The sequence below is a fragment of the Thioalkalivibrio sp. ALE23 genome, from assembly GCF_000378545.1.
In the GTDB taxonomy this organism is placed as follows: Bacteria; Pseudomonadota; Gammaproteobacteria; order Ectothiorhodospirales; family Ectothiorhodospiraceae; genus Thioalkalivibrio.
The window spans coordinates 520,889-542,870 of the sequence record NZ_KB900032.1; the positions used below are offsets into that span (position 1 = coordinate 520,889).

The following is a 21,982-nucleotide window of genomic DNA, read 5'->3' on the forward strand; positions in this document are numbered from 1 at the left end:
GGCGGGTTGAGCTTCCCGCCCGAACAGTCCGGCCGGCGCCTGCGCGCCGTCCCCGGCGGGGTCCGCGTCCTGCTGACCCTGCTGCTCCTGAACGGGCTGGTCCTGGCCCTGGACATCCCGCGCCACGCGGGCCCGGGGCCGGGGTGGCTGGCCTGGGAGGCCGTGGTCCTGGCCGGACTGTTCGCCGTTCTTCCTCTGGCCACCGCGCGCGTACTGGCGCGGGTCGTGGCCTCTGCCCTCCTTGCACTGATCGTACTGGCGCTGTTCGATGCGCTGGCCCGGGTCAGCCTCGCCCGTCCGCTGAATGTCTACGTGGACATCGGCCTGCTGGATGCCGTCTTCCGGTTGCTGACCGGCAACCTGCCCACTGTCGGCGTGATCCTGGCCGTCGCGGCGTTGCTGGCCGTGATCGGGCTGGCGGTGTGGTCGCTGGCGCGTCTGCTGGCGCGCCCGGTCATGTCCCGTAGCGCGGGTTTCGTGCTGCTGGGCGCGGGCCTCGCCGGGCTCGCGGGCCACGCGACGGGTGTGGAGCCGCCGCGCACGGCGGCCCCGGCGGTGGCGCTGGTGACGGAGCAGGTCGACGGCATGCGCGAGGCGCGGCGCGAAGACCGGGTGCTGGCGCACCGGCTGGAGGCGGATCCGCGGCTGGCCGAACCCCGGCCGCTGGAGGGCCTGGCCGGCGTCGACGTGGTGGTGGGTCTGATCGAGTCCTACGGGGTCTCGGCGCTGGAGATCCCGCGCTATGCCGAGGTGATCGAGCCGACCCTGGAGGCGCTGCAGGAGGATCTCGCCGCGCGGGATCTGCACGCGGTGACCGGGGTCATGGAGGCCCCCATCGCCGGCGGGCAGTCGTGGCTGGCGCATGCCTCCCTGCTGTCGGGCGTGGCCGTGCGGCATGCCGGGCAGTATCGCCGGCTGCAGGAGCGCGAGCGGGCGACCCTGGTGCAGGACTTCGCGGCCACCGGCCACCACACGGCCATGCTGGCCCCGGCCATCACCCTCGACTGGCCGCAGGGGCGCTGGTTCGGCTGGGACCGGATCCTGGACCGCGACGGCATGGACTACCGCGGGCCCCCGTTCTTCTGGGTCACCATGCCCGACGAATTCACCTGGTGGCGCTTCGAACAGGATGTGCGGCCGGACCCGCAGGGCGGGGAGGCGCCGGTGTTCGCGATGCTCGCGCTGGTCAGCAGTCACGCCCCGTGGACCCCGGTGCTGGACGTGCTGGACGACCCGGATGCGATGGACGACGGGCGGGTGTTCCACGAACAGGCCGGGGCCGGGCCCGCCCCCGAGGTCCTGTGGCGGGACTTCGACCGCGTCCGCGATTATTACGCCGAGGCGGTGCGCTACTCGCTGGAGGTCAGCGGCCACTGGGCGCGCGACCATGTGGACGAGGATACCCTGTTCCTGATGCCGGGCGACCACCAGCCGGCGGCCCTGGTCACCGGCCCGGACCCCTCGTGGGCGGTGCCGGTGCACGTGATCTCCGGGGACCCGGAGCTGCTGGAGCCGTTCCGGGCTCGCGGCTTCCACGACGGTTTCGAGCTGCCGCCGGCCACCGGGGACGAGGACATCCCCGGGTTCGAGGACCTGCGCGACTGGCTGCACGAAGATTACGGCGACGCTTTCTGATCAATCGACGGCTGCGTAATCGTTTTGTTGCGATTTTGGATTTTTGTAACACAAATGTTTCGCCTGAATCGATTTTGTTGCAGTCTTGGGCCATTGAACACCATGGATACGGCGTATGAGCTCATTGGGTTATCGGTGGCTGATTCGGACATTCGGATTGCCGTCCGCCCCTTTGCCCGTGTCGTCGAGTCCGGGCACGCGCCTGCGTGAAACATGGCAGGAGGACGGCGCGGTCCGGCGCGAATATCCGCCGCAGTACGACCCCGGGGATGCGCTCGCGAACCAGCTCGAATTCGCCCTGAAGCACGAGGGCGTGAATCTGGCGGTTCTCGCGGACCTGTTTCGCGCCTGTGGTCCCGCACCGATCGAGGAGGCGGTGAGCGAAAAGCCCACCGGGCGTTATCGGCGGCTGATGGGGTTCTTCTACGAACGCCTGACCGGGGAGCGCCTCGCGGTCTCGCGGACAGCGGGCGGTAACTATGTGGATGCACTGAACCCTGACCATTACCTGACCGCAGCGGAGCCGGAATTCGATCGGCGCTGGCGGGTCCGGGACAACCTTCTTGGCAATGGTGATTTCTGCCCGGTCATTCGTCGGACGCAGCGACTGGAAGACGCCCTTGCCCAGCCGCTGACCGAGGAGCTGTCCGGATTGCTCGGGGCATTTCCACCGGAACTGTTTGCCCGGGCCAACGACTATCTCTACCTCAAGGAAACGCGCTCGACCTACGGGATCGAACAGGAGCCGGAACCGGTCTCCGGGCGTCTCGAGCGCTTCGTGGCATTGCTGCGTGAAGCAGGGCGGGTGCCGCTCGCGGAGCTGCTGGACGAGGCCGGCCTGACACGGCGCCAGAATCTGGTGGTGGACCCGCGCTATGCGGAAAGCGGTTTTCGCTCTGTCCAGAATTACGTGGGCGAGCAGCGGCCGGATTTCACGCAGCGTGTGCACTACGTATGCCCTCCGCCCGGATGGCTGGTCTCGATGATGGAAGGCCTGGCGACGGTGGCTACGCGGAGTCGCGGACTTTCGCCGCTGGTTCGTGCCGCGGCCGTGGGGTTCGGCTTTGTCTTCATTCACCCGTTCGAAGACGGTAACGGGCGGCTCCATCGTTTCCTGATCCACGATCTGCTGCATCGCGACGGATTCGTGGAAGGCAATCTCATGCTTCCGGTATCGGCCACCATGCTGCGTCGGATTACCGAATACGACGCGGTGCTGGAGCGTTACTCGCGGCCGCTGATGGAGGAGCGGGTCGACTACCATCTGGACCCCGAAGGGCGGCTGGAGCTGCTGAATCCGGAAGAGGTGGCCAGTTACTATCGCTACCCCGATCTGACGGCGCAGACCGAATACCTCGCGGAAACGGTGGCCCGCACCGTCCGGGAAGATCTGGTGGAAGAACTGCGTTTCCTTCGCGGTCATGACGCTGCACGCCGCGCGGTGCGCGAGATCGTGGATCTGCCGGATCGGCGTCTGGATCTGCTGCTGCGTCTTCTCCACCAGAACGAAGGGCGGCTGTCACGGAACAAGCGCGGACAGTTCGGCGAGATCGAGGATCATGAACTCGAACGGATCGAGCAGGCCTGGCAGCAGGCATTCAGGCTCATTGACGGCTGACGGGAGGTACGGGCATGCGCATCGTGGTCGCCCTGGGGGGCAACGCACTGCTGCAGCGGGGGGAGACGCCCTCGGCCGCGAATCAGAGGCACAACGCGCGGCGCGCGGCCGCGACCATCGCCGGCCTGGCGGCGGAGCACGAGGTGATCGTGACCCACGGCAACGGCCCGCAGGTGGGGTTGCTGGCGAACCAGGCGGAATGCGACCGCATCGCCTGGCCGCTGGACGTGGTGGGTGCGGAGAGCCACGGGATGATCGGCTATATCCTCGCGCAGGAGCTGCACAACGCGCTGGGGCATGATCGCGTGGCCAGCCTGCTGACGCAGACCGAGGTCGACCCGCGGGACCCGGCCTTCGACGAGCCGAGCAAGTTCATCGGACCGACCTACGCCGAGGAGGCCGCGCGGCGCCTGGCACAGGAGCGTGGCTGGCGCATCGCCCGCGACGGCAGGGCCTGGCGGCGGGTGGTGGGCTCGCCCGAGCCGCGCGCATTGCTGGGGGTGCCGGCGATCCGGACCCTGGCGGCTGCCGGGACCCTGGTGGTGTGTGCCGGCGGCGGCGGGGTGCCGGTGGCGCGCGATGCCGACGGCCGGCTCTCGGGCGTGGAGGCGGTGGTGGACAAGGATCTTGCTGCGGCCCTGCTGACCGCCGAGGTGGAGGCCGATGCCCTGCTGATGCTCACCGATGTCGATGCGGTCTATGCCGACTGGGGCACGGACCGGGCCCGGCGGCTGGACCGCCTGAAGGGCAGCGACATTGATCCGGCCGAATGGCCGCCGGGGTCCATGGGGCCCAAGCTGGATGCGGCGCGGCGGGTGGCCGCGGGTGGCCGCATCGCGGGTATCGGGGCGCTGGAGTCGGCCGCGGCCCTCCTCGCCGGGACCGCCGGGACCCGGGTGACCCCGTAACGGACGTGCCCCCGGTTGCGACCCGAGTTCTTGGCGTCGCGCCCTTGCGCCGGCACGCTGATGGCGAAGCCTTCGGAGGAGATGAGAAAGACATGAACATGCGGAAGATCAGTCCGGCCCTGCTGCTGGCCGCCGGCCTGTGGCTGGCCGGTTGCGACGGCGAACCGCAGGCGGAGGACGGTCCGCCTCAGGCCCTCGGCGAGCGCCAGATGGAGCCGCAGCCGACGGATAACGAGGGCGTGCGGCGCCCGCAGCAGCGGGGCATGCCGGCCGCCGACGTCAAGCGCACCGACGACGACTGACGCGACGGAGTCTCACCACATCAGGTCGTCGGGCACCACGTAATCCGCATACGGGTCGTCGGCGGCCGGTTCGCTGTCCGCGGCCTCCTCGGCGGGGATGACCAGCGGCCACTGCGGGTCGCGCTCGCGGATGCGATCCGCGGTCTCGCGGGGCACCAGGCGAAAACCGGCCTCCGGTCGGTGGTCCAGGCCGGCGATCGCGGCGCGTCCGTCGGCCAGCTGGCGCCGCAGGGCCGGCGTGACCGGCAGGCTGCGGATCCGCCCGCCCTGCTGGAAGTGGTAGTCCTCGGCGTCCTCGCCGGCGGGCACCGGATACAGGTTGGAACTGACCAGCTCGCGCAGCTGGGCCGTCAGGGCCTTGCGCGCGGCGCGCGCCTGGCGTTCCTCGTTCTTGCGCCGCGAACGTTCGGCCTGTTCCGCCTGACGCTGCTCGGCGACCGTGGGCTCGGCCGCGGGTGGCGCCGCCTTCTTCGGCTTTTTGGCCTTTTTCTTGCCCTTGTGCTGTTCGCTGCGGGCCTTCTTGACCTGCTTTTCGTCGACCAGGCCGGTCTTGAGGAGCTGGTCGCGCATTGCGTCGGACATGTTCGGTTGCCGTCTGGCTGAGTGGAACCCGTCAGGATAGCCGGAACCGGGGGCTGCGTGCAGGGGAGGTCGGGGCGTGGTCGATGTTTTGCCGACGCGGCCGCTCAGGGGAGGCCCGGGACCGAGGACGAGGCGAGTTCAGCGGCGCCTGCGGAGCGTTCGGCCGGCGGGAGCCCGGGCTCGAGGCGGGCGAGGCGCTCCTCGATGGTGGCCGCGCGCGGGCGCCGGTTCGGGGCTGCGGCGGCGGCCGGAGGCGGGCATTCCTGCAGCAGGTGCAGCGCCCCCAGGTGCTCCGCGCGCAATTCCAGTTCCAGCAGGGCGCGGTACAGGGCATGTCGTTCGGGGGTGTGCAGGCGTCGGCGCAGGGCCCGGATCCGGAGGGTGGCGCGGGTACTCCAGTCGCGTGCCCGGGCGTGCAGCCGATCGAGATCGTCGGCGGCCAGTGGACCGGGGTGCCAGGCGGCGAACAGCACCCGAATCACGTCAGCCCCATGGTGATCCTGCCAGGCCATCAGCCGCTCGTGCAGCGCCGGATCGTTCCAGGCGGTCTCGGCGAACGACCAGAAATCCCCGGTGGCCCGGGTGTCAGGCACTGCTGGCGGCGGATGTACTGACGCCGGCCGTGGTCCGCAGGGCATCCAGGTCGGGGATGTGCAGATCGCGGGTGTGCAGCTCGATCAGGCCCTGGCGCCGCATCTGCGTGAACAGCCGGCTGATGGTTTCCTGCGTCAGGCCCAGGTGGTTGGCGATCTCCGCGCGCGACATCGGCAGGATGAAACGGTTGGCTGCCAGCCCGCGTGCCTGATGACGCTGCGACAGCGAGAGCAGGAAGGTGGCCAGACGCTGCTCCGCGCTGCGCTGGCCGAGCAGGGCGTGCAGGTTCTCCTCGCTCGCCAGGCCGCGGCTCATCACCCCCATCAGGTGCTGCCGGAACGTGGGCAGGCGGCCGGACAGGTCATCCACCAGCGACCACGGGACCGCACAGACGCTGGTGGACTCCAGCGCGATGGCGGTGACCGGGTGGGACCCCTGGTGAATGGCATCCAGTCCCAGCAGTTCGCCGGCCAGCGCGAAGCCGGTGATCTGCTCGGTCCCGTCGTCACCCATCAGCACCGTTTTCATCGCGCCGGTGCGCACCGCATACAGGTATTCGAACGGCGACCCCATGGCGAACAGCGTGCTGCCCTTCTCGATCGGACGGCGCTGCTGCACGATCTCGTCGAGCTGCCACAGCTCGGTATCCGGCAGACCCATGGGCAGGCAGAGCTGACGCAGGGTGCACTGATCGCAGGCTTGAGTCGGGCGCAAGGTCATGTCCGGAGGGTAGCCCGTTTGCGGCAATGTGGAAAGACGCCGCGGATTTTTACGCCGGCGCTCGCGGTGGCGGTGTTCCCCCAGGGAAACACTGATCAACGTACACGTTCGCGTTGGCACCCCGGGTTTTCCGAGACAAGGCGCGGTGCGCAGCCGGTAGTGGTTCTACCGGCAAGGGCCGCAACGCAGGATCGGGGAACCCGGGGTGCCAACCCCGAAGGGGCTCGGCCGCCCGTTGTTGATCAAAAACGGGCGCGCGTACGGCGTTGCGGCTCCCTTGTGCAGAATGCTGCACGGCGGTCGCCGCGCCTTGTTCGCACGCAAAAGCGACTCGAGCGCGAGCGTGTACATTGATCAGTGTTTCCCTGGGCTTGATGCGTTGGTACAACGGATGGTGTGCGGACCGGCTCCACTGGACGGGCCCGGAGGTGAGAGTTAGACTCAGTATAAAAATAGCCGGACACGGAATCGTGCCGGATTTCAGGGAATCGGGGACACTCAGTAATGATTGAACGGATGCTGGAACAGTATGTTCGCTACGGGACGCTGACCCTGCGTCACCCGGATGGCACCGAGCAGCGTTTTGGCAGCGGCGAGCCGGAAGTGGTCATGCAGCTGCATGATGCCGGCGCCCTGAAGCGCATTGCGCGGGATCCCGGTTTCGAGCTGGGCGAGACCTACATGGACGGGCTGTGGTCGCCCGGTCCGGAAGGGCTGCGGGCCTTTCTTGATATGACCATGCGCAATTTTGCGCCGATGTTCCAGAAGCGGGTCGGTTTCCTGACGCGTTCGCTGCGCGCCCTCGTGGAGCAGGGCAACCGGGTGGCGCGCAGCTACAAGAACATCTCTCACCACTACGACGTGGACGAATGGCTGTTCCGGCGGTTCCTGGACGAGGGGATGTTCTACAGCTGCGCCTATTTCGCCGAGCCGGGGATGAGCCTGGAGGAGGCGCAGCAGGCCAAGTGCGAGGTCCTGCGCCAGAAATTGTGCCTGGAGCCGGGCATGCGCGTGCTGGACATCGGCTGCGGCTGGGGCGGGCTGGCGATGTATCTGGCCGAGCACGCGGATGTCCGGGTCGATGGCATCACCCTGTCGCGCGAGCAGCTGCGGGTAGCGCAGGACGAAGCGAAGCGCCGGGGCCTGGAGGACAAGGTGCGCTTCCTGTACCAGGACTATCGCGAGCACGACGATCAGTACGACCGGATCGTCAGTGTCGGCATGTTCGAACACGTGGGGCAGCCGAACTACGGCACCTTTTTCCAGCGGGTCAACGACCTGCTCAAGCCCGACGGGATCGCGGTGCTGCACACCATCGGTCGCCAGGAGCCACCGGGCACGGCCAACCCCTGGCTAAAGAAATACATCTTCCCCGGCGGTTACACCCCCGCCCTGTCCGAGGTGATGGAAGCGCTGGAGCCCACGCCGCTGTACACCACCGACATCGAATTCTGGCGGCTGCACTATGCCGAAACCCTGGCCGAATGGTACCGGCGCTTTCAGGCAGTCCGTGAAGAGGCGGCGGCCAGTTTCGACGAGCGCTTCTGCCGCATGTGGGAGTTCTATCTGGCCAGCTGCGAGGGCACTTTCCGCTGGTGGAAGCAGGTGGTGTTCCATATCCAGATGGCGCGTCGGCAGGATGCCGTTCCGCTCACCCGCGACTATCTCTGCGGGCGCGAAGACCCCGGGGTGCGTTCGGTGCCGCCGGCGGACGAGCTGATTTCTTCCGCGCGGTGAACCCCGGCCTCCGGCACGGGTCCAGTGTGGGTCCCCGCCGTTCTGACGGCGACGTGCGGGGCATTCGAGCTTTACACTGACCGGGGATTCCGGTGTTCGGGGAGTAGGGGTGTTCCGCCTTTTTCGTCAACGCAAGTCCGAGGCATCGGGGGCCCCCGAAACGCAGGAGTCGAATCAGGACCAGGTCCTGATCGAGGCTGCGGGACGCAGCCGCATCACCGAGGTGGCGACCAGTGCCCGCAAAGTCCCGTGGTCGCTGAACCTGCTGCAGCTTTTGTGGGCGGCCGGCCCCGTGACCTTCCTCGCGATGCAGGGCGGCTATTTCCTCGGGTTCGGCCATGCGGCTCCCACCCAGAACTTCGTCTTCTTCGCGGTTTACACCCTGCTGTTCGGGGTGATCGGCCTGATCGCGCGCTTTGTCGCCGATGCGACCCGCGGGCGGCGTCAGGAGCGCTCGCAGGTCCAGCTGCGCAATACCATCGATCTGCTGCCGGATCTGCTGTTCGCGACCCGTGACCTGGCCATGGGCGAGATGACGCCGGACATGCGGCGGCGCCAGTCGGCGGCGGTGCTGTTGCACGAGGTGGAGGTCTCCCCGGAGGCGGTGGCGGTCGCGGTGCGCGAAATGACCGGCGACCCGACGCTGGCCTCCACCGCCGAGCAGATCGAGATCTATCGGCGTCTGGGGCTGCATGCGCGGGTCGCGGACCTGGTGGAGGCCACCGCCGACGCGCGCATGGCCGCGCTCGAGCGGCTGCACGCCGAGGATTCGGATCTCGCCGAGCTGCTGCGTGACCGCCTGCGCGGGGTCGCGCCGACGCGCGAAGACGGCGTGCGCCGCATCGACCAGTTTCTCGAACGCCTGTTCTCCGCGGCGGATGCGGATGACCTTACGCGCTGCACCCTGGATGATGTCCAGGCGATCTTCGTGCTCGCCTTCGAGCTGGTCAACGGCCGCCAGATCAAGCGCCTGAGTTTCGAATGGTCGGGGCCCTGGCAGCTGGGCCGGGCGCTGGACCGGCTGGAATACCAGAGCAATCGCTTCCGCGTGGCCCAGGCCGGGGTGATCAGCCGTCTCCGCTCGCTGGGGATGCTGCTGGCGCAAAGCGAGACCAGTGGCATCACCCAGCAGCATCTGCGCGAACCCCTGCCGGTCATGGGACAGCAGGTGCTGGCCGGCCTGCGGACCATGCTGGAGGCGGAGCCGGACGTAAAGAGCCCCGACGGCCGTATCCTGGGTGCCGCGATGTCGCAGGTGGAAGAACTGCGTGAAGCCCGGGACCGCCTGATGCAGGCGCAGAGCCGTTACGCCAATGCGGTGGAACGCTGGGAAAACCTGCGCCGGCGCGAACGGGACCGCAAGGGTGATCAGCGCTGGCAGAAGCGTTCGGCCCGGCGGATCCGGGTGTCGGAGGAGCTGATCGAACTGGACGATGATCAGAAGATCCGGCTGGCCGACGGTCTGTGCGAATATCTCGAGGAGCTGCAGATCCGGCGCGAGGGCGATTTCATCTTCTTCGGCAAGAAGCCGCTGGACGGCGATACCGCCAAGCGCATCGGCATCCAGCTGGCGCTGCTGCTCGACCCGCTGGTGGAGCTGAGCAACCCCAGTATCCAGCGGGCGATCTATTCCAGCCCCGCGGCCTATCTCGGCGGGCTGTACGTGGGCATGAGCGCCGACGCCAAGGCCGGGCTGGGCTCCGCCATGGTGCGCATGGTGCGCCAGGATCTCGGGCGTGCGGCGGAGTGGCTCGCGCTGCGCCTGACCCGGGTCTACCACCTGCCGCTGACCGACGGCATGCGCAGCTTTCTCGAGACCCACTACGGGGCCAACCCCGAGCGCCTGGCGATGCTGGCCCAGAACACCGGGGACGAGTCCCACCCGGTGGCCCTGCGTGCCGAGCGCTCGCCGGAATTCGACGCGATGGTCCAGGACAAGGAATGGGGCCGCCTGCTGCGTCGTGGCGCCCGCTATCGCCAGGCCGAGGAGACGCGGCAGACCTGAACGCCGCGCGGTCGGCCGGAGAGCACGGGTGGAAAATCAGGGGGGGCTCATGTACCCTGCTCCCCGTTCCTCGGTGCCCTGGCGGTTTCGCCGCCGGGTTAAACGGGAAGTCCGGTGAGCGCCGCTTCGGCGCGAGTCCGGCGCTGCCCCCGCAACGGTGATCGAGCGCGGATCCATTCCGGAGTCCTTCGGCAGTGGATCCTCGAGGCTGGCGGCCGAATGCCACTGTGTCATGGACACGGGAAGGCGCCGCCCGCCGGGAATCTCCCGCTCGTCAGCCCGGAGACCGGCCGGGGAATGGTCGTGCGGCACGCGGAGGGCGTGCGAGACGGATGACCGTTCCCGCCACGGGTCCCCGTACCCGTTTCCCGCCGGGAATGCGTTCCTCGTCTTCCTCCCTCGCGCCGGCGCGATCCCCGTGAACCAGCGGCGTGCGGGCGGCTCGCCGGGAGATCCGAAGACATGAAACGCAGTATCCTTTCCGCAGCCATCGTTGCAGCCGTGTCCCCGGCCGTGGCCGACGAGGCGCCGGGCACCGACTCCGACTCCGCGACCCTGGAACCCGTTCAGGTCACTGCGACCCGTCTCAGCCAGACCGTGGACGAGGCCCTGGCCTCGGTGACGGTCATCGACCGCGAAGAGATCGAACGCCTGCAGCCGCGCCAGTTCACCGATCTGGTGGAGGGGCGCGCCGGGGTCTCGGTGGCGGGTAATGGCCCGTTCGGCAAGACGTCCAGTGTCTTCCTTCGGGGAACGAACTCCGATCACCACCTGATGCTGATCGACGGCGTGCGCATGGGGTCGGCCACCACCGGCGGTGCCAGCTGGCAGTTCCTGCCGCCCGAGGAGATCGACCGCGTGGAGATCGTGCGCGGGCCGCGCACCTCCATCTACGGCTCCGATGCCATCGGCGGGGTGACCCAGGTCTTCAGCCGCGCGGGCCGCGAAGGTCCGCCGCGGGTCAATGCCTTCCTTGGCGCCGGCAGCTTCAGCACCTGGGAGGCCGGAATCGGTGTGGCCGGCGGCACCGGGCGCACCGATTACAGCCTGTCCGTCAGTATGTTCGATACCGAGGGCATCGACGTGCAGGACGACGTGGGTGACGACGATCCGGATGGCTATGACAACACCTCGCTGGCCGGCAAGGTTGCCCACCGCCTCGACAACGGGATCGAACTTTTCGGCAATGTCCTCTATTCCGAAGGCAATACCGAGTTCGATGGTTTCGAGGATGAAACCGATTTCGTCCACGCGGCGATGCAGGCCGGTCTCCGATTGCCCGTTCTTGGTCGCTGGGATACCGAGCTTGCAGTGGCCCATAGTCGGGACGAAAACGACAATTTCGCGGGGGGGGGGTTCTCTTCGAGATTCGATACGAAGCGGGATCAGCTGACCTGGCGCAACGATGTCCGCCTGGGTGAACTCACCGACCTGATCGCCGGGGTAGACGCCTACGAGGACCGGATCTCGAGTACCACGGATTACGACGAGGACTCGCGCTACAACGTAGGGGTCTATTCGGTCGTACGTACCCAGCTCGGCAACCACGATCTGGAAGGCTCGCTGCGCTACGACGACAATGAAGCGTTCGGCGAGAAGACCACCGGGCAGGTCGCCTGGGGCATGCAGGCAACCGACGCCCTGCGGCTGCGCGCCAGCTACGGCACCGCGTTCAAGGCACCCACCTTCAATGACCTTTACTGGCCCTTTTCCGACCCGGCGAGATTCCGCGGAAACCCGGACCTCGAACCGGAGGAGTCGGAGACGTTTGAGCTCGGGGCGAGGTACTCGGCGAGTCTCGCGTATGTCGACGTCGCGGTGTTCGAGACGCGCGTGGACGACCTCATTACCGGGTTCCCGGTGCGCGAAAATGTCGACGAGGCACGGATTCGCGGACTGGAAGTCGAGGGAGGCCACGACCTCGGTCCGTGGAATTCGCGGGTCTCGCTGACCCTGCTGGATACGGAAAATCGTGACACCGGCAATGAACTGCGTCGCCGTCCGCCGGCGTCAGCCCGTTTCGACCTGGACCGCCGGATCGGTGATTTCTCCGTGGGCGGTACGATCCTCGCCCGCAGCCGCAGCTACAACGATGCTGACAATGACGAGCGGCTCTCGGGCTACGGCACCATGAATCTGCGTGCGGCCTATCGATTTGATCCGGAATGGAGTATCGAGGCTTCGCTGTCGAATCTTTTCGATCGCGACTACGTGGTCGCGCGTGACTCGGTTAACGATGCCGATTACAACAACCCCGGCCGCGCCGCGTTCGTGAAACTGCGTTATCAGCAGCAGAGGTAAGGTCATGGGCAATCGACTGTCGAAGATCGCGACCCGCACGGGTGACGAGGGGCGTACCGGCCTGGGTGACGGCTCGCGCGTGGACAAGGACTCGCATCGCGTCGAAGCCTTTGGTGACGTGGACGAGCTGAACAGCGTCATCGGGCGGGTGCTGGTGCACGAGCTGCCCGAGGACGTACGGCGTTCGCTGTCGCTGATCCAGCATGAGCTGTTCGACCTGGGCGCGGAGCTGGCGGTGCCGGGGCATCAGGCCCTGCCGGAGGCGTCGGTGGAGCGCCTCGATGTCGAGCTCGAGGGCTTCAATGACGAGCTGCCGCCGCTGGAGGAGTTCATCCTCCCGGGGGGCGGCCCGGCCACCGCGGATTGCCATATTGCCCGCACCGTCTGCCGCCGCGCCGAGCGGCGGCTGGTCGCGGTCAATCACCACGAGGCCCTGCGGCCCAGCTCGCTGGCCTACCTCAACCGCCTGTCGGATCTGCTGTTCGTACTGTGCCGGGTGCTGGCGCGCCACGAGAACGGTTCCGAGGTCCTGTGGCAGCCCGCCGCTCGGCGCGAGGCCTCCGGCGGCTGATTCTGCCCGCGACGCCGTGACGGCGGATCCGCGAAGGCCCCGATCGACAACAGTGCCGCGACGCTGACGCGACCCGCGGTCGATCTCCTTTTCTTCACGCTCCGTCGGGACGCCTCGAGTGTCCCGGCGGCAGTGTGTGCACGTATCCGGGTGTTGAATGATGAGTACATGGAAAAAACGCTACCCCCTGTTGCTGGCGCTACTGCTGCCGGGGGTTCCGGCGGCGGACACGGACGCGTCCCCGCATATCCTCGGCATCGTCTCGGATCGCTCCGCCGCCGAGGTCACGGCCGGGGCGCATCGTTTCCTCGAGGCCTTCCCCGAATCCGACGTGCGCCTGCGTACGCCGGAGCAGCTGGCCGACAAGGATGACTCCGAGGTCACCGCGTTGTGGGAGGACGCGGACGCCGTGCTGGTGGCGGCGGTGCTGGGCGACGAGGTCGGCCGGCTGACGCGGCTGCTGCGCGAGCGCGGTCCGGATGCCGAAGTGCCGCTGCTGGCGATCAACAGCGACCGGCAGCTGACGGCGCTGACCCGGTTGCGGGGCGAGCGCGTGCTGGCCGGCCTGGAAGCCGACGAGCGGACCGAGCTGGCGACCAATCCGGATGCCGACGAGGATCCGCGCGAACACCTGCGGGAGCAGCGGCAGGCGTTTCCCGAACAGGCCGGCTGGCTCACCGGCCGGGCGTATTACCAGGGGCGTACGCCGGAGAGCATGGAGGGCCTGATGCGCTGGCTGGCCGCCGAGGCCGGCCACGACATCGACGTGCCGCAGCCGGATCCGCGCGAGACCATCCGTTTCTACCACGACGGCCGCGCGGTGGATGACGCCGCCGCAATGGATCTGGATGAACGCCCGGCGGTCGCCCTGCTGGACCTGGACACCGGCGACCGGCCGGGGGACCGTGCACTGCTGGATGCCGCCTGCGACGCGCTGGAATCGCGCGATCTGCAGTGCTTCGGCGTGCTGGCGCGCTGGGGCGGCGCCAGCCGGCAGGCGGTGGAGGACCTGGCGCAGTCGGCGGCACCCGCCGATCTCGCCGGCATCGTCTCCCTGCAGGACTTCGTGATCGGGGGCGGCGGTAATCGCGAGGCGGTTGCCGGGGCGCTGGGCGAGCTGGACGTGCCGGTGGTCAAGGGCCTGCGCCTGGCCTCGCGGAGCGAGGATGAATGGCGGGTCGCGCATGACGGCATCCCCTGGGACAGCATCCACTACCAGGTCGCCATGCCCGAACTGCAGGGCGTGAGCCAGCCCACGGTGCTGGCCGCCGCCGGCGAGCCCGAGATCGACGACCGCACCGGCGTGCGCCTGATGCTCTCCGAGCCGATCCGGGAACGGGTCGACGCGGTGGCCGAACGCATGGCCCGCTGGCAGCGCCTGCGCGAGCGCTCCAATGCCGACAAGCGCGTGGCCATCGTCTACTACAACCATCCGCCGGGGCGCCACAACATCGGCGCCGACAAGCTGGATGTCCCCGAGTCGCTGCTGGAGACCCTGGATCTGCTGCGCGACGCGGGCTACGACACCGGGGATCACCCGGAAGATGCCGAGGCCCTGCTGGACGATATCCAGGATCGCGGCGTCAACCTGCCCGAACATGCCGACGCGGCCGCCGACATCGCCGGCCGCGTGGCCAGCCTGGATGCGGAGACTTATCGTTCCTGGTTCGAGACCCTGCCGGAGACCGTACAGGCCGAACTGGTGCACGGTCCGGTGGGCTATCTGCACGAGCGGCTGCTCAAGGCCCGCGAACTGGGCGCGACCGACGCCGCCGAGCGCGCGCTGGAGAACGGCATCGGCGATCTGCGCCACATGGTGCAGAACTACTCGCATGACGCGCAGCAGCGTGCGCAGTCACTGATCGACCAGCTGGAGCGCGAGTGGGAGGCGCTGCTGGACGGCGGCGGCGACCTGGCGCAGGCGGAATCCCTGCGCGACGCTCTCACGCGCACCGGCATCCCGGGCCTGAGCGGCTGGGGCGAACCCCCGGGCGAGGCCATGACCCACGACGGGGCGATGCATTTCCCCGGGATCGAATACGGCAACGTGTTCATCGGCCCGCAGCCGCCGCGGGGCTGGGAAGTCAGCGAGCGCCTGCTGCACGCCAACACCACGTTCCCGCCCACCCATCAGTACGTGGGCTTCTACCACTGGCTGCGCGACCATTTCGAGGCGGATGCGCTGGTCTACATGGGGCGCCACTCCACCCGCGAATTCCTGCCGCGGCGCCGCGCCGGGCTGGCCCCGGACGACTATCCGGAACTCCTCGGCGGCCCGTTGCCGGTGCTGTATCCCTACATCGTCGATGGCGTGGGCGAGGGCATCCAGGCCAAGCGTCGCGCCCAGGGCGTGATCATCAGCCATCTGACGCCGGCGCTGGCGACCACCGAGCTCTACGACGACCTGCTGGAACTGCGCCAGCTGGTCGAAAGCTACGAGGCGAGCACCGATCCGAATTCGCCGACTCAGGCCCGTGCCGCGGAGACGCTGCTGGCCCGTATCGAGGAGCTTGGTCTGAGCGAGACCATCGAGGAGGCGATGGATGCCCACGACCACAGCCATGATCACGATCATGCGCATGATGGTGGTGACGACCACGGCCATGACCATGACCACGGGCATGACCATGATCACGATCACGGGCATGACCACGACCACGGGCACGATCATGACCACGGGCACGATCATGACCACGGGCACGATCATGACCACGGACATGACCATGATCCGGCTCACGAGGGTGGTCTGGCGGACCTCGACGAGGAGCTGATGGTCCACGACATCGGTCACTGGGTGACCGACATGCAGGAGGAGCACATGCCCCTCGGACTGCATGTGCTGGCCCGCGACTGGGATGGCGAGGCCGTGGACACCATGCTCGACTCGATGGCCGGTGACGCGGAGCCGGACGCGGCGATGCGCGAGGCCCTGGAGGGTTCGCCCGCCAATGAGGGAGCGAACCTGCTGGCGGGGCTCGAGGGCCGCTTCGTGCCGCCGAGCCGCGGCAACGATCCGGTGCGCACCCCGGATGTGCTGCCCACCGGGCGCAATTTCCACGCCCTCTCCTCCGATCTGGTGCCCACTCGCATCGCCTGGAGCCTGGGCCAGGACCTGGCCGCGGATGCCCGCGAGCAGGGCGACCCCGAAGCCGAAGGCAGCGAGGCCGTGGTGCTGTGGGCCTCCGACACCGTGCGCGACGAAGGCGTGATGGTGGCCTTCGGACTCGACATGCTGGGGGTCGAGCCCGAGTGGAACAGCCGCGGGATTGTCGAGGGCCTGAAGCTGATGGATCTCGACGGGGCCGATCGTGAACGTCGACGGGACGCCCTGTTCACCACCTCGGGCCTGTTCCGCGACCTGTACGAGGATCAGCTGGTCTGGCTGGACCAGGCCGCGCGCCTGGCCCTGGACGGCTCGTCGAAGACCATCCGCGCCGAATATCCCCACCTGGACGAAGCGCTGGACGTGGCCCTGAAACCCCTGGGCGAGGACCTGAGGGGTCCGGGCCGGGAGCCGCTGGAGCGCAACGACGTGGCGAGCCAGTGGGTAGCCGATACCCGGACGCTGAAATCCGATGGCGTGGAGGCGGCCGAGGCCGGCCGCCAGGCGGCACTGCGGGTGTTCGGCACCGCACCGGGGGCCTATGGCGCCGGGGTGAACCGTCTGGCCGACCGCTCCGGGGCCTGGGAGGATCGCGCCGAGCTGGCCGACGCCTATGCCCGGCGCATGGGGCATGCCTATGGCGCGGGGACCCGCGGCGAGCCCGCTCACGATGCCTTCGATGCGCGTCTGGAAGGTGTGGGCCGCACCTATCTGGGCCGGGCCAGCCATCTCTACGGCCTGCTGGACAACGACGACGGCTTCGATTTCCAGGGCGGTCTGTCGGCCGCGGTGGAACACGCCCGCGGAACCCCGCCGGACAATCGCATCCTGCAGCATGCCGATCCCGACAACCCGCGCGTGGAGAGCCTGCAGCGTGCGCTGATGACCGAGCTGCACGGGCAGAACCTGAACCCGCAGTGGATCGAGCCGCTGATGGACCACGGCTATGCCGGGGCGCGGACCTTCACCGCCGATTTCGTCAACAACCTGTGGGGCTGGCAGGTGACCAGTCCCCACGTGATCGGCTCCGAAGCCTGGGACCACGTGCACGACGTCTACCTGCAGGACCGGCACGACCTGGGGCTCGACGAGTTCCTGGAAGACGGCCACAAGGTGCACGTGAAGACGCACATGCAGGCCACGCTGCTGGTGGCCGCGAGCCGCGAGTTCTGGGACGCCGATCCCGAGGTCCTGCAGGCGCTGTCCGAGGACTTCGCCGAACTGGTGGCCGAGCACGGCCTGCCCGGCAGCGGTCATACGCGGCCGGATCACCCCGTGCTCGACGAAGTCGCCGAACGCCTGGACGACGCGGAACTGGCCGAGGCCTTCGACGCCGTGCGCGAGGCCGCGCAGATCGAACGCGAGCCCGCCGAGACCGACCCGGCGCGCATGGCCGAGATCCAGCCGCTGGAACAGCCGGATGCCCGCGAGATGCAGGAGGCCCCGGAGCCGGCCGAGGTCGAGGCGGCGGAGGCCGAGGACGGCCGCGAATCGGGCGAGGCGCGCGCGATGCCGTGGATCCCCTGGCTGGTCTCCGGGGCGCTGTTCGTGCTGCTGCTCGGAGGCATTGTCGCCGGCCGGCGCCGTTAAGAAAGCGCTGAACAAAGATTGATGAGGTAACGCGAATGTCATTCTCGATCACGATGGAACTGATGGACACGGTGGTGAGCTGGCTGCTGGAGCCGGTGATCATCGGCCTGCTGGTGCTGGTCGCGGTGGCCGTCTGGGAGCTGGGACAGGCCGTGGGCGAGCGCACCGGCGGGGTGCGGCGCCTGGAGACCAGCGGCAATGCCGAGCGCCTGGCGTTCCTGGCGCGGCGACGCATCGACCGTGCCGACCTGCTGGCACGCATCGGCCCGATGCTGGGGCTGATGGGGACGCTGATCCCGCTGGGACCGGGGCTGGCGGCCATGGGCCGGGGTGAACTCGACGTACTGGCGCAGGCGGTGACCGTGGCCTTCAACACTACGGTTCTGGGGCTGCTGATCGGTATCCTCGGCTTCCTGCTTGGCCGCCTGCGCCGGCGCTGGTATGACGGCGCGATGGAACGCATGGAGGTGGCATGAGGGTCCCGCACTACCGCGCCAGCCGATTCGACGCGCCGGACGAGGAACCCATGGGACCGCTGGCCAATCTCGCGGACATCATGCTGGTGTTCGCGGTCGGCCTGATCGTGGCCCTGGTGGCCGCCGACGACGGGCTGGAACAGCAGGAAGCCGGTGGCGTGGAGGTCGAGGCCGGCGAGGAGGTTCCCGAACTGCCCGACGGTGCCGGCGAGGCCGGCTCCGGCTTCGAATCCATGGGCCAGGTCTACCGTGACCCGGAGACCGGCCGCATGCTGCTGATCGAGGGTGGCGACTGAGCACACCCGAGCCGGCCGCCCGATGGCCGCAAACCGAATCGAGGAACAGGACCATGAGTGAACAGGACGAACGCGCGCGCCGCCACGCCGAGCGCATGGCGCGCAAGAAGGAAGTGGTGGACCGCAAGATCGCCGAGGCGCAGGAGGAACGCGGCGTGTTCCTGGTGCTGACCGGCAACGGCAAGGGCAAGAGCTCCTCCGGCTTCGGCATGGCGGCGCGCGCGCTGGGCCACGACATGCAGGTGGGCATCGTGCAGTTCATCAAGGGCCGTTTCGCCACCGGCGAGGAGGCCTTCTTCAAGCGCCAGGACAACGTGCAGTACCACGTGATGGGCGAGGGCTACACCTGGGAGACCCAGGATCGCGAGAAGGACGGCGAGGCCGCGCGCGAGGCCTGGGCCCACGCCCGCGACATGCTGACCGATCCGGCCATCGACCTGGTGCTGCTGGACGAGCTGCACATCGCGCTGAAGTACGGCTATCTGGATGTCGACGAGGTGCTGCGGGACCTTACCGCGCGCCCCGAGATGCAGCACGTGATCACCACCGGCCGCGCGGCCCCGCAGGGCCTGATCGGCGCCGCCGACACGGTCAGCGAGATCGGCGTGGTCAAGCACGCCTTCCAGGCCGGCATCAAGGCGCAGAAGGGCATCGAGCTGTGACACGGCGGACGCTGCGGGCAGCCATGGCGCTGCGCTACTATCAGGGGGATGACGGCCCGAACCGGAGACTCCAGCATGGGCAACCCGCAACCCGCACAGATGGATGCCGACGCCTTTCTGGCGTGGGAGGCCGAACAGCCGGAGAAGCACGAGTTCGTGGCCGGCGAGGTCTTTGCGATGGGCGGGGCCTCGGATCGGCACGTGACGATCTCGCTCAATGTGGCTTCAGCCCTGCGCCAACACCTGCGCGGCGGACTCTGCCGGACCTTCATCGCGGACATGAAGCTGCGGGTGGAAGCGGCCGATGCCTTCTTCTATCCGGACGTGATGGTCACCTGCGATCCGCAGGACCGGGGGCGCGAGCAGTACAAGCAGGCCCCGCTGCTGGTGGTGGAGGTCCTGTCGCCGTCGACCGAGGCCTTCGACCGCGGGGCGAAGTTCGCCGCCTACCGCTCCCTGGCCTCGCTGCAGGAATACCTGATGATCGACCCGGCCAGTGGCGCGGTGGAGCTCTACCGGCGCGACCCGGAGGATCACTGGGTGCTGTACACGCACGATCCACGCGATTCCATGGAGGATACTGTGGAGTTGCGCAGCGTCGGCCTGACACTGGAAGGCGGCCGCATCTTCGAGGACGCGCCGCCGGAGTCCCCCGCGGGCGAGGCCTGACCGCGCGCGGTCTTTGGCCGGACGGGCACCGGGCCCGGCAGGCGGCCGGCCTGCAGGCGGAGGTGTCGGCATGAGTGCCCCGGTGAGCTGCCCGGCCGCGTTCGTGGCGGCGCCGGCCTCGGGGCAGGGCAAGACTACGGTTACCGCCGCGATCGCGCGTTACCATCGCAACCAGGGACGCCGGGTGCGGGTGTTCAAGACCGGCCCGGATTTCCTCGATCCGATGATCCTGGAGCAGGCCTCCGGGCATCCGGTGGATCCGCTGCATCTGTGGATGGTGGGCGAGGCGGCCTGCCGGGCGAAGCTGCATGCCGCCGCACAGGATGCGGACCTGATCCTGGTCGAGGGCTCCATGGGCCTGTTCGACGGCGACCCTTCGGGTGCCGATCTGGCGGTGGCCTTCGGCTTGCCGGTGCTGGCGCTGGTGGATGCCGGCGGCATGGCCCAGACCTTCGGCGCCATCGTGCACGGGCTGGCGACCTACCGCCCGGAGATGCCGCTGGCCGGGGTGATCGCCAACCGCACCGGCAGCCCGGGGCACGGGCGCATGCTGCGCGATGCCACGCCGGACGGCGTGCATTTCTTCGGCGCGATCCAGCGTAACGAGGCCCTGAGTGTGCCCGATCGCCACCTCGGGCTGGTGCAGGCCGGCGAGGTCGCCGACCTGGACGCCCGTCTGGAGGCCGCCGCGCAGGCGATCGCCGAGGCCGGGGTGACCGAGCTGCCGGCCCCGGTGGCGTTCGCCCCCGAAGCGGACGCCGGTGCGGAGCCCGACTCGCACCCCGGGAGCGAGCGGGCCCCGCGGCTGGACGGGCTGCGCATCGGCATCGCCCGCGACGCGGCGTTCGCCTTCACCTATCCGGGCAACCTCGAGTTCCTGCGCACACAGGGCGCGCGGCTGGAGTTCTTCTCCCCGGTGGCCGGCGATCGCCTGCCCGAGGTGGATGCGGTGTGGCTGCCGGGCGGCTATCCCGAGCTGCACCTCGATGCACTGGCGGCCAACACCGGCCTGAAGGCGGACCTGGCCGCGCACCACGGGGCCGGCCGGCCGATCCTGGCCGAGTGCGGCGGCTTCCTCTACCTGCTGGAAGAGCTGGCGGACCGCGACGGCCACGGCGCGCCGATGGCCGGTCTGCTGCCGGGGCATGCGCGTCTGGAGGACAAGCTGCAGGGCCTCGGGCTGCAGGCCGCGCCGCTGCCCGAGGGCGAGCTGCGCGGCCATACCTTCCACCACACCCGGGCCGAGGTCGGGCTGGAACCTGTCGCGCACTGCACCCGTGCCCGCGGCGCCGGTTCCACCGGCGAGGCGGTCTACCGCGATGGCCGGCTGACCGCAACCTATCTGCACGCCTGGTTCCCCTCCAATCCGGAGGCGGCCGCGGCCCTGTTCGCGTCATGAGCCGGGTGTTCACGGACAGCACGCCGGCCGCCGGCCGCGTGGATCTGGTCGGCGCCGGGCCGGGTGATCCCGGGCTGCTGACGCTGGACGCGGCCGCGGCGTTGCGCGACGCCGAGGTGTTGCTGCACGACCGCCTGATCCCCGAGGCGATCCTCGCGATGGCCAGTCCGCAGGCCGAACGCTGCTACGTGGGCAAGGCGCGCTCCAACCACAGCCTGCGCCAGGAGGAGCTGAACGCGCTGATGATCGAGCGCGCCCGCGAGGGGCGTTACGTGGTGCGGCTGAAGGGTGGGGACCCGTATGTCTTCGGCCGTGGTGGCGAGGAGGCGGCGGCGCTGGCGGCGGCCGGCATCCCGGTGCGGGTCATCCCCGGCATCAGCGCGGCCGGCGGCTGCGCGGCGTTCGCCGGCATCCCGCTGACCCACCGCGATCATGCCCATCGCTGCCAGTTCGTGACCGCGCACCGGCGCAACGGCAGTACCGAGCTGGACTGGGGGGCGCTGGCCGCCCCGCGGCAGACGGTGGTGATCTACATGGGGCTGAACCCGCTGGCGGAGATCTGTGCCGGGCTGGTCGCCGCCGGCGCCCCGGCCACGCGGCCCGCCGCCATCGTCGAGCACGGGACCCGGCCGGGGCAGCGCGTGGTCGCCGGCACCCTGGGGGACCTGCCCGGGCGCACCGCGGCGCTCGCGCTGGAGTCGCCCAGCCTGCTGATCGTGGGCGACGTGGTGGGCGAACGCGCCCGGCTGACGGGTGATGCTGCCGGGGCGCCCGCGATGGACCTCGGCGCGGTTGACGGGATCCATGGTTGAGC

The 21,982-nt window shown here is 69.0% G+C and carries 18 protein-coding genes and 1 riboswitch; of the genes, 15 read left to right on the forward strand and 3 right to left on the reverse strand.

Going from position 1 to position 21,982, the window contains the following annotated elements; genetic code table 11:
• Positions 1–6: 6 nt before the first annotated feature.
• The 4 genes from F573_RS0106160 (at position 7) to F573_RS0106175 (ending at position 4,463) form a co-directional block, all read left to right on the forward strand.
• Positions 7–1,635 (forward strand): hypothetical protein, encoded by a 1,629-nt coding sequence (locus F573_RS0106160; RefSeq protein WP_019021859.1) that lies wholly within the window; start codon positions 7–9, stop codon positions 1,633–1,635.
• Between the two features lie 178 nt (positions 1,636–1,813).
• Positions 1,814–3,253, forward strand: a complete 1,440-nt coding sequence (locus tag F573_RS0106165; RefSeq protein WP_019021860.1) for a Fic family protein — start codon at positions 1,814–1,816, stop codon at positions 3,251–3,253.
• Positions 3,254–3,267: 14 nt separating this feature from the next.
• The gene (locus F573_RS0106170) at positions 3,268–4,161 is read left to right on the forward strand and encodes a carbamate kinase (RefSeq protein WP_019021861.1); all 894 of its coding nucleotides are present in this window, start codon (positions 3,268–3,270) and stop codon (positions 4,159–4,161) included.
• 92 nt (positions 4,162–4,253) lie between these two features.
• Complete coding sequence (locus F573_RS0106175; RefSeq protein WP_018870233.1) at positions 4,254–4,463, forward strand: hypothetical protein; 210 nt, start codon at positions 4,254–4,256, stop codon at positions 4,461–4,463.
• 12 nt (positions 4,464–4,475) lie between these two features.
• On the opposite strand, the gene F573_RS0106180 is transcribed toward F573_RS0106175, so the two are convergent.
• The 3 genes from F573_RS0106180 to fnr all read right to left on the reverse strand — a co-directional run bounded on the left by F573_RS0106180 (position 4,476) and on the right by fnr (position 6,359).
• Positions 4,476–5,045 (reverse strand): DUF2058 domain-containing protein, encoded by a 570-nt coding sequence (locus F573_RS0106180; RefSeq protein WP_026300826.1) that lies wholly within the window; start codon positions 5,043–5,045, stop codon positions 4,476–4,478.
• A 104-nt stretch (positions 5,046–5,149) separates the two neighbouring features.
• A complete protein-coding gene (locus F573_RS0106185) occupies positions 5,150–5,638 on the reverse strand; it encodes a DUF2390 domain-containing protein (RefSeq protein WP_019021863.1) in 489 nt (162 codons plus the stop codon).
• Positions 5,631–6,359, reverse strand: coding sequence for a fumarate/nitrate reduction transcriptional regulator Fnr (gene fnr / locus F573_RS0106190; RefSeq protein ID WP_019592870.1), 729 nt, complete (start codon positions 6,357–6,359; stop codon positions 5,631–5,633). Before fnr ends, F573_RS0106185 begins: the two co-directional genes overlap by 8 nt.
• A gap of 504 nt (positions 6,360–6,863) precedes the next feature.
• On the opposite strand from fnr, the gene F573_RS0106195 reads away from it, so the two are divergent.
• The 11 genes from F573_RS0106195 (at position 6,864) to cobA (ending at position 21,980) form a co-directional block, all read left to right on the forward strand.
• A complete protein-coding gene (locus tag F573_RS0106195; RefSeq protein WP_019021865.1) occupies positions 6,864–8,096 on the forward strand; it encodes a class I SAM-dependent methyltransferase in 1,233 nt (410 codons plus the stop codon).
• Between the two features lie 109 nt (positions 8,097–8,205).
• Positions 8,206–10,101, forward strand: a complete 1,896-nt coding sequence (locus tag F573_RS0106200; protein ID WP_019021866.1) for a hypothetical protein — start codon at positions 8,206–8,208, stop codon at positions 10,099–10,101.
• A gap of 54 nt (positions 10,102–10,155) precedes the next feature.
• Positions 10,156–10,411: riboswitch (cobalamin riboswitch) on the forward strand.
• Positions 10,412–10,563: 152 nt separating this feature from the next.
• Positions 10,564–12,402 carry a TonB-dependent receptor domain-containing protein gene (locus F573_RS0106205; RefSeq protein WP_019021867.1) on the forward strand — a complete coding sequence of 613 codons (1,839 nt, stop codon included), beginning with the start codon at positions 10,564–10,566 and terminating at the stop codon, positions 12,400–12,402.
• A gap of 4 nt (positions 12,403–12,406) precedes the next feature.
• Positions 12,407–12,973 (forward strand): cob(I)yrinic acid a,c-diamide adenosyltransferase, encoded by a 567-nt coding sequence (locus tag F573_RS0106210; protein WP_018870226.1) that lies wholly within the window; start codon positions 12,407–12,409, stop codon positions 12,971–12,973.
• A gap of 160 nt (positions 12,974–13,133) precedes the next feature.
• On the forward strand, positions 13,134–17,666 hold the full coding sequence (locus F573_RS0106215; protein WP_038033223.1) for a cobaltochelatase subunit CobN: 4,533 nt from the start codon (positions 13,134–13,136) through the stop codon (positions 17,664–17,666).
• Between the two features lie 35 nt (positions 17,667–17,701).
• Positions 17,702–18,142 carry a MotA/TolQ/ExbB proton channel family protein gene (locus F573_RS0106220; protein WP_019021869.1) on the forward strand — a complete coding sequence of 147 codons (441 nt, stop codon included), beginning with the start codon at positions 17,702–17,704 and terminating at the stop codon, positions 18,140–18,142.
• Positions 18,139–18,438: a DUF2149 domain-containing protein gene (locus tag F573_RS0106225; RefSeq protein ID WP_018946961.1), complete on the forward strand. Its 300-nt coding sequence runs from the start codon at positions 18,139–18,141 to the stop codon at positions 18,436–18,438. The genes F573_RS0106220 and F573_RS0106225 overlap by 4 nt, the downstream gene beginning before the upstream one ends.
• Positions 18,439–18,491: 53 nt before the next feature.
• Positions 18,492–19,100: a cob(I)yrinic acid a,c-diamide adenosyltransferase gene (gene cobO / locus F573_RS0106230; RefSeq protein ID WP_019021870.1), complete on the forward strand. Its 609-nt coding sequence runs from the start codon at positions 18,492–18,494 to the stop codon at positions 19,098–19,100.
• A 75-nt stretch (positions 19,101–19,175) separates the two neighbouring features.
• A complete protein-coding gene (locus F573_RS0106235) occupies positions 19,176–19,769 on the forward strand; it encodes a Uma2 family endonuclease (protein ID WP_019021871.1) in 594 nt (197 codons plus the stop codon).
• Between the two features lie 70 nt (positions 19,770–19,839).
• Complete coding sequence (locus tag F573_RS0106240) at positions 19,840–21,168, forward strand: cobyrinate a,c-diamide synthase (RefSeq protein ID WP_019021872.1); 1,329 nt, start codon at positions 19,840–19,842, stop codon at positions 21,166–21,168.
• Positions 21,165–21,980 (forward strand): uroporphyrinogen-III C-methyltransferase, encoded by an 816-nt coding sequence (gene cobA / locus F573_RS0106245; RefSeq protein ID WP_019021873.1) that lies wholly within the window; start codon positions 21,165–21,167, stop codon positions 21,978–21,980. The genes F573_RS0106240 and cobA overlap by 4 nt, the downstream gene beginning before the upstream one ends.
• Positions 21,981–21,982: the final 2 nt, after the last annotated feature.